Source organism: Pseudomonas sp. P7548 (genome assembly GCF_013386585.1).
Lineage (GTDB): Bacteria > Pseudomonadota > Gammaproteobacteria > Pseudomonadales > Pseudomonadaceae > Aquipseudomonas.
Window position 1 is genome coordinate 47,273 of sequence record NZ_JACARO010000029.1, and the last position, 6,106, is coordinate 53,378.

The following is a 6,106-nucleotide window of genomic DNA, read 5'->3' on the forward strand; positions in this document are numbered from 1 at the left end:
AAAGCAGAGGTGCCCTTCTAAGGCGCAGACGGTACTCCCATCCGCCAGGGGTTTCAAGCTCATGCCGATGGTCGCCGAGCGTCTTTACACCGCAAATCACCGGGAGTTATAAGAACAGCAACAACCACAACACAAAGTAAGGATGGAACCTGTGAGCGAACACGAGCGCGACTACGCCGAAAAACGCGATTTCATCCGCATGCGAGTGGATGCCGATGTGTCACTGATCCACGCCGGGCAGGAGATTGCCGGGGTTTGCGTGGACCTTTCCAGCTCCGGCATGCAGGTGCAGGCTCCTCGCCAGTTCCAGGTGGGTGACAGGCTCACCGTGCGTATCGACTCGGTGCACGCCGCTCTCAGGGGCCTGGAGGCCGATACCGAAGTGGTCTGGACCAAGGCCAGCGGTGAAGACCAGCACCTGGGCCTGAAGATCCTGAAGATGCACTAAAAAGCCGCACACAAAAAAGGCGACCACTGGGGTCGCCTTTTTCATTTCAAAACATCACGACTTAAAAGTCGTCGACCACCTTGCCGTCCTTGACCTTGAACTCACGGTTCTGCAGGTAAGCGTTACGGATAAAGGTGTACTTGTCGCCGGTGATCAGCTTCTCGCTGTCGAGCAGGCTGGCACGGGTATCGACAATGTTCAGGCCGAAGGTGCTGTTACGCCAGCCGATGTCGTTCATGTAGCGGTACGGTTGGGTGTAGCTGTCGACGTATTTGGACGGTGCGTCACGCAGGGTGCTTGGGCCCAGCAGTGGCAGCATCACGTAAGGACCACTGCCGACGCCCCAGTAGCCGAGGGTTTGGCCGAAGTCTTCGTCGTTGCGGTGCAGGCCCATTTTGGTGCCCACATCAATGAAACCCAGCACGCCAAAGGTGGTGTTCACCAGCAAACGAGCCGTATCGACGCCCGCCGCGTGAGGCTTGAGCTGCAATACGTCGTTGGCAAAGTTGCCGACATCGCCGATGTTGCGGAAGAAGTTATGGATGCCAGTCTGCACGAATTGCGGGGTGACGAACTGGTAACCCTGGGCCAACGGCTTGAGCGCGTAGGTATCAACGGTGTCGTTGAAGGTGAAGATCGGGCGGTTGACGCTTTCCCATGGGTCGTCTTCCGACGCGGCCTGGGCGGCAAATGGGGCCAATAGAACAGTGGCACACACAGATAGCTGAGCGATGTAGTGGCTCCAGCGCATAGCTTTGGCTCCTTGAATAGTCTGTCATGGGCGCTATGCCCTGAATAAGACCGTCAGTATATGACGGAAGTGTCAAATTAGGCAGTCGGTAGGAATTGTCTTAATGATAAACGCACAAAATCCCTACAATTACTCATAAGTGTCATCCCCTTGTCATCCGATCCCGATAGCGTCAAAGCTATTTCAGGGATCTCGAAATGCCTCACGCCGAAATTGCCGTCGCCAGCGCTCCCTCATTGACTGCCGTGCTATTTGGACTGAGTGGCTGCCTGGTGGATTTCGGTTCCCAGGCGCGCACCGACGCCCCCGCCCCCGATTCCCAAGCCACGCCCGGTGCCCTGGCCATCCTGCGTAGCCTCAAGGAGCAAGGCATCCCCTGTGCCTGGCTGGACGAGCTACCCGCCACAGTCACCACCCCACTGGCTGCCACACTGCCCAAGTGGATTAAAGCCACTTCCCCCTCCGCTATCCGCTGGCCTGCTCCAAACGCCTGCTGGCAAGCCTTGATGGAACTGAATATCGAGCGCCTGGAAGGCTGCGTCCTGGTCAGCGGCGAGCCACGCTTGCTGCAAGCCGGCCTGAATGCCGGCTTGTGGACCATCGGCCTGGCGTCCTGTGGCTCCTTGTGCGGCCTGGCGCCCGAGCAATGGCAGGCACTCACCGAGCAACAACGCGAGCACAAGCGCGGCAAGGCCACCGTGGCGCTGTACGGACTGGGGGTTCATTCGGTGATCGATCACCTGGGTGAACTGGGCACCTGCCTGGCCGATATCAGCCGGCGCCAGCTCAAAGGCGAGAAGCCCTGACACGGATCATGCACGCTCGGCGCCAGTGGATTAATCTACAGGTCAGCCCGTAGACCTTTCTCGGCGTGCCGTGGTCTATGCCAGTGCCTATCGATAAAAGGAAACACGTCATGCCTGATCGCAAAAAACTGGAAGAACAGGTCGAAATCCTGCGCGGGCAGTTGGAACAGGAACCGCCGCTGTCGGAAGAAAAACGTGAAGCGCTGGAAGCCTTGATTGCCAAGTTTGAATTGCAGCTTGAACTCGAGCCGGCAACTCAAACGCCCAGCATCTCCGACGATGTGAACCAAGCCGCCATAGAATTCGACGCTGAGCACCCGGTCATTTCCGGGACGTTGCGCAATATCATGATCACCTTGGGCAATATCGGCATCTGATCCCGATCAAACTCAACCGCAGACCTCAATGTGAGGGCTGGCCTTTGTGGGAGCTGGCTTGCCTGCGATAGCATCACCTCAGCGCAACTGAAAAAACGAGGTGTCTGCATCGCAGGCAAGCCAGCTCCCACACAAGCCAGCCCCCACAGTCAGTTTGGGGTGATGTTTATTGGCGAGCCAGGCGCACGTTCTGGAACGCCACATCCTCAGTGCTGCGGTACGGGTTGATATCCAACCCACCCCGGCGCACATACCGCGCATACACCGTCAACTTCTCCGGCTTCAGCAGGCGCTGCAGGTCGAGGAAGATCCGCTCCACACACTGCTCATGGAAGTCCGAGTGCTGGCGAAAGCTCACGATGTACTCGAGCAGGCTGGCGTGATCCAGTGCCGAACCACGGTACTCCACCACCACACTCCCCCAATCCGGCTGGCTGGTGACCGGGCAGTTGGATTTGAGCAGGTGGCTGTGCACGCTCTCCTCTACAACACGCGAATCATCGCAGCGCAGCAGTTCCGGGCGCGGATGTTCATAGCTGCTGACGTTGATATCCAGGTCGTCGATGCACACGCCCGGCAAGGCCATCACGCCTTCAGCCTCGATCTCGGCCAGTGTGCGAATACGCACGGTCACGGGCTTGCCGGCGGCTGCGCTGAGGTCAGTGCGCAGGGTGGCTTCCAGGCTCGCCGTGTCGGCGAATGCGGTCTGGTTCAGCGAGTTGAGGTACAGCTTGAAGGACTTGGACTCGATGATGTTCGGCGAGTCGGCCGGTATGCTGAACTCGCCGATGGCCACCACCGGCTTGCCCGACGGCAGCAGCCAGGACAGTTCGAAGCAGTTCCAGAAATCCACACCCTTGTAAGGCAGGGTCTCGGCGCTCAGGCCCAGCTCGGCCCATTTGGCGGCGCGAGGGATCGGAAACAGCAACGACGGGGTGTAGGTGGAGATGTATTCACTGGACTTGCCCAGCGGCGAATGTTCGGCTGCGGGATGCATGGCGGAAACCTGGCTAAATAAACCGCGCCAGTCTACCAGCCTTTGCCCCCGCGCCTAAGCGCCGCCGGATCAATCGACGTTGAGCTTGCCCACCATGCCCGCCTGGTAGTGCCCCGGGAGGTTGCAGGCAAACTCCAGGCCCGTGGCCTTGGTGAACGTCCAGGTCAGCTCGGCGGTTTTACCGGGCTCCACCAGCACGCTGTTGGGGTCATCATGCTTCATGCCGCCCATCTCACCGTGGCCCATGGCGCTGTGGTCCATTGTGCCCATGCCGGTGGCGGTGAGCATGCCACTGGCCTGCATCTGCAGCATTTCCTTCTGATGCTCGGCATGCATCGCCGCGTCGCCCAGGTTGAATTCGTGAAGCAACTGGCCTTTGTTGACCAGCACAAAGCGCACTGTTTCGCCGGCTTTTACGTCCAGGGACTTGGGCGAAAAGGAAATATCCTGCAGCGTCACTTCCACAGTGCGCGTGGCTTTATCGGCCGTTGCCGGCTGGCCAAACGAATACGTGTGGGCAGCGTCGGCAATCGCATCAACACTCAACGCCAACAGGCAACCCGCCAACAACAGGGGTGTACGCAACGCCATCGCTCTTCTCCAAAAATGTATGACTGGCCAGGGGAGCACTCTAAGATTGCGCCGCTGCCAGCCAGCTGACTGCTAGATTACAACTTTGTAAGGTTGCGCCCCTACCCCGCCACCCACGGTATAAAGCCCGTCGTCACCCGTTGCCAAGAGTTGCCCATGAAACTGCTGATCGTCGAAGACCAACCCAAGACCGGCCATTACCTGCGCCAGGGCCTGGCCGAGGCTGGCTTTACCACCGAACTGGTGGCCGACGGCATCACGGGCCAGCACCTGGCGCTGACCGGCGACTTTGACCTGCTGATCCTCGACGTGATGCTGCCCGGCCGCGACGGCTGGCAAATTCTCCAGGCCGTGCGCAGTGCCGGCCTGGATATCCCGGTGCTGTTTCTCACCGCCCGCGACGCCGTGGAAGACCGCGTCCATGGCCTGGAACTGGGCGCCGACGACTACCTGGTCAAACCCTTTGCCTTTTCCGAACTGCTCGCCCGGGTGCGCAGCCTGTTGCGCCGTGGCAGCAGCACGCCCCAGGAAACCGCACTGCAACTGGCTGACCTGCGCCTGGACCTGATCCGCCGCCGCGTGGAGCGCGACGGCCAACGCATCGACCTCACCGCCAAGGAATTTTCCCTGCTGGAACTGCTGTTGCGACGCCAGGGCGAGGTGCTGCCCAAATCGCTGATTGCCTCCCAGGTGTGGGACATGAACTTCGACAGCGACACCAACATCATCGAGGTTGCGATCCGCCGCCTGCGCCTGAAAGTCGATGACCACTATCCCAACAAACTGATCCATACGGTGCGCGGCATGGGCTATGTGCTGGAGGAGCGCCTCAATTGATCAAGCGCCTGTCCCTGGCAAGCCGTCTGGCGCTGCTGTTTGCCGGCTGCACCGCCGTGGTGTCGCTGTTGGCAGGCGTGTTGTTCAACCACGCCAGCGAGGCGCACTTTATCGAGCTGGACCAACAATTGCTCGACAGCAAGCTGGTAGCATTGCGCAGCACGTTGCAAGGGGTCGACTCCGCCGCGTCTTTCGCCGAGCGAGAAGCGCAATTGCGCACCGAACTCAACCGCCAACCAGACCTTGCCCTGCGCATCACTGCGGCCGGGAAACGCTGGTTCGACGGCGCGCCGGATGTCGCCCTGCCGACGGCGCCCGGCCTGCATAGCCTGCAAAATGCTGGCACCGACTATCGCGTCTACAACGCGCCATTGATCGCCGGCCAAGCCAACTCGCCGCAACTCACCCTGATGCTCGACATCACCCACCACCAGCATTTCCTGCAACGCATGCAGCACCTGATCTGGCTCACCGTCGGCCTCTCGGCCCTGGCCACTGCACTGCTCGGCGCCTGGGCGGCGCGCAGTGGGCTGCGGCCCTTGCGGCGCATGGGCGAAGTGGCCGCCAGCGTGTCGGCCCATTCGCTGACTCAGCGCCTGCCGCAGCAGCAAATGCCCGCGGAACTGGCCGAATTGGCCCAAACCTTCAACGCCATGCTCGGCCGCCTGGACGATGCGTTCCAGCGCCTCTCGGCGTTCTCAGCCGACATCGCCCACGAACTGCGCACGCCGTTGTCGAACCTGCTGACCCAGACCCAGGTCATCCTCACCCAGCCACGCCCACTGGAGGATTACCGCGAAGCGCTGCACAGCAACCTCGAAGAGCTGCAATGGATGGCGCAGTTGGTCAATGACATGTTGTACCTGGCCAAGGCGGATCACGGCTTGCTGGTGCCCAAGCGCGAAACCTTGGCGCTGGAGGATGAGGTCGATGCGCTGCTGGAGTTCTTCGCGCTGCTGGCGGAAGACGGGCACGTCAGCCTGGTACGCGAGGGCACTGCCCATACCACGGGCGATCGCGGGATGTTGCGCCGGGCATTGTCGAATCTGCTGGATAACGCGTTGCGGTTTACCCCGCCGGGCGGCGAAGTACGCGTGCGCTTGGAGGATGGGGTGAGGCTATCGGTGGAGAACACCGGGGAAGGCATTCCCGCAGCACTGCTGCCGAGGTTGTTTGATCGGTTCTACCGGGCGGACCCGGCGCGCCGTGAAGGCAGCAGTGAGCATGCAGGATTGGGGTTGGCGATTACCCAATCGATCGTGCGGGCCCATGGGGGGAGGATTTTTTGTGAGTCTGGGG

At 60.8% G+C, this 6,106-nt stretch carries 8 protein-coding genes; 5 read left to right on the top strand and 3 right to left on the bottom strand.

The window, feature by feature from the left end; genetic code table 11:
* Positions 1 to 151: 151 nt before the first annotated feature.
* On the top strand, positions 152 to 448 hold the full coding sequence (locus HX803_RS13360) for a PilZ domain-containing protein (RefSeq protein WP_178921156.1): 297 nt from the start codon (positions 152 to 154) through the stop codon (positions 446 to 448).
* A gap of 61 nt (positions 449 to 509) precedes the next feature.
* Here the strand turns inward: HX803_RS13360 and HX803_RS13365 are convergent, their stop codons facing one another.
* On the bottom strand, positions 510 to 1,199 hold the full coding sequence (locus tag HX803_RS13365) for a VacJ family lipoprotein (protein ID WP_178921157.1): 690 nt from the start codon (positions 1,197 to 1,199) through the stop codon (positions 510 to 512).
* Positions 1,200 to 1,396: 197 nt separating this feature from the next.
* On the opposite strand from HX803_RS13365, the gene HX803_RS13370 reads away from it, so the two are divergent.
* Positions 1,397 to 2,005, top strand: coding sequence for an HAD family phosphatase (locus tag HX803_RS13370; RefSeq protein WP_178921159.1), 609 nt, complete (start codon positions 1,397 to 1,399; stop codon positions 2,003 to 2,005).
* A 110-nt stretch (positions 2,006 to 2,115) separates the two neighbouring features.
* Positions 2,116 to 2,382, top strand: coding sequence for a DUF4404 family protein (locus tag HX803_RS13375; RefSeq protein ID WP_005786202.1), 267 nt, complete (start codon positions 2,116 to 2,118; stop codon positions 2,380 to 2,382).
* A 166-nt stretch (positions 2,383 to 2,548) separates the two neighbouring features.
* On the opposite strand, the gene queF is transcribed toward HX803_RS13375, so the two are convergent.
* Positions 2,549 to 3,379, bottom strand: coding sequence for an NADPH-dependent 7-cyano-7-deazaguanine reductase QueF (gene queF, locus HX803_RS13380; RefSeq protein WP_178921161.1), 831 nt, complete (start codon positions 3,377 to 3,379; stop codon positions 2,549 to 2,551).
* A gap of 69 nt (positions 3,380 to 3,448) precedes the next feature.
* Entirely contained in the window at positions 3,449 to 3,970 is a 522-nt protein-coding gene (locus HX803_RS13385) for a plastocyanin/azurin family copper-binding protein (RefSeq protein ID WP_178921163.1), read from the bottom strand.
* A 156-nt stretch (positions 3,971 to 4,126) separates the two neighbouring features.
* Here HX803_RS13385 and HX803_RS13390 point away from each other — a divergent pair, with 156 nt between their 5' ends.
* Together HX803_RS13390 and HX803_RS13395 are read left to right on the top strand one after the other, a co-directional pair.
* A complete protein-coding gene (locus tag HX803_RS13390) occupies positions 4,127 to 4,807 on the top strand; it encodes a heavy metal response regulator transcription factor (RefSeq protein WP_176995357.1) in 681 nt (226 codons plus the stop codon).
* Positions 4,804 to 6,106 (top strand): heavy metal sensor histidine kinase (locus tag HX803_RS13395; RefSeq protein WP_178921165.1); only part of this gene is annotated, 1,303 nt, incomplete at its 3' end. The genes HX803_RS13390 and HX803_RS13395, both read left to right, overlap by 4 nt.

Excerpts from the sequence above, each read along its gene's own strand:
- HX803_RS13365 (WP_178921157.1), bottom strand. The coding sequence starts at position 1,199 with ATGCGCTGGAGCCACTACATCGCTCAGCTATCTGTGTGTGCCACTGTT.
- HX803_RS13370 (WP_178921159.1), top strand. The coding sequence starts at position 1,397 with ATGCCTCACGCCGAAATTGCCGTCGCCAGCGCTCCCTCATTGACTGCC.
- HX803_RS13375 (WP_005786202.1), top strand. The coding sequence starts at position 2,116 with ATGCCTGATCGCAAAAAACTGGAAGAACAGGTCGAAATCCTGCGCGGG.
- queF (WP_178921161.1), bottom strand. The coding sequence starts at position 3,379 with ATGCATCCCGCAGCCGAACATTCGCCGCTGGGCAAGTCCAGTGAATAC.
- HX803_RS13385 (WP_178921163.1), bottom strand. The coding sequence starts at position 3,970 with ATGGCGTTGCGTACACCCCTGTTGTTGGCGGGTTGCCTGTTGGCGTTG.
- HX803_RS13390 (WP_176995357.1), top strand. The coding sequence starts at position 4,127 with ATGAAACTGCTGATCGTCGAAGACCAACCCAAGACCGGCCATTACCTG.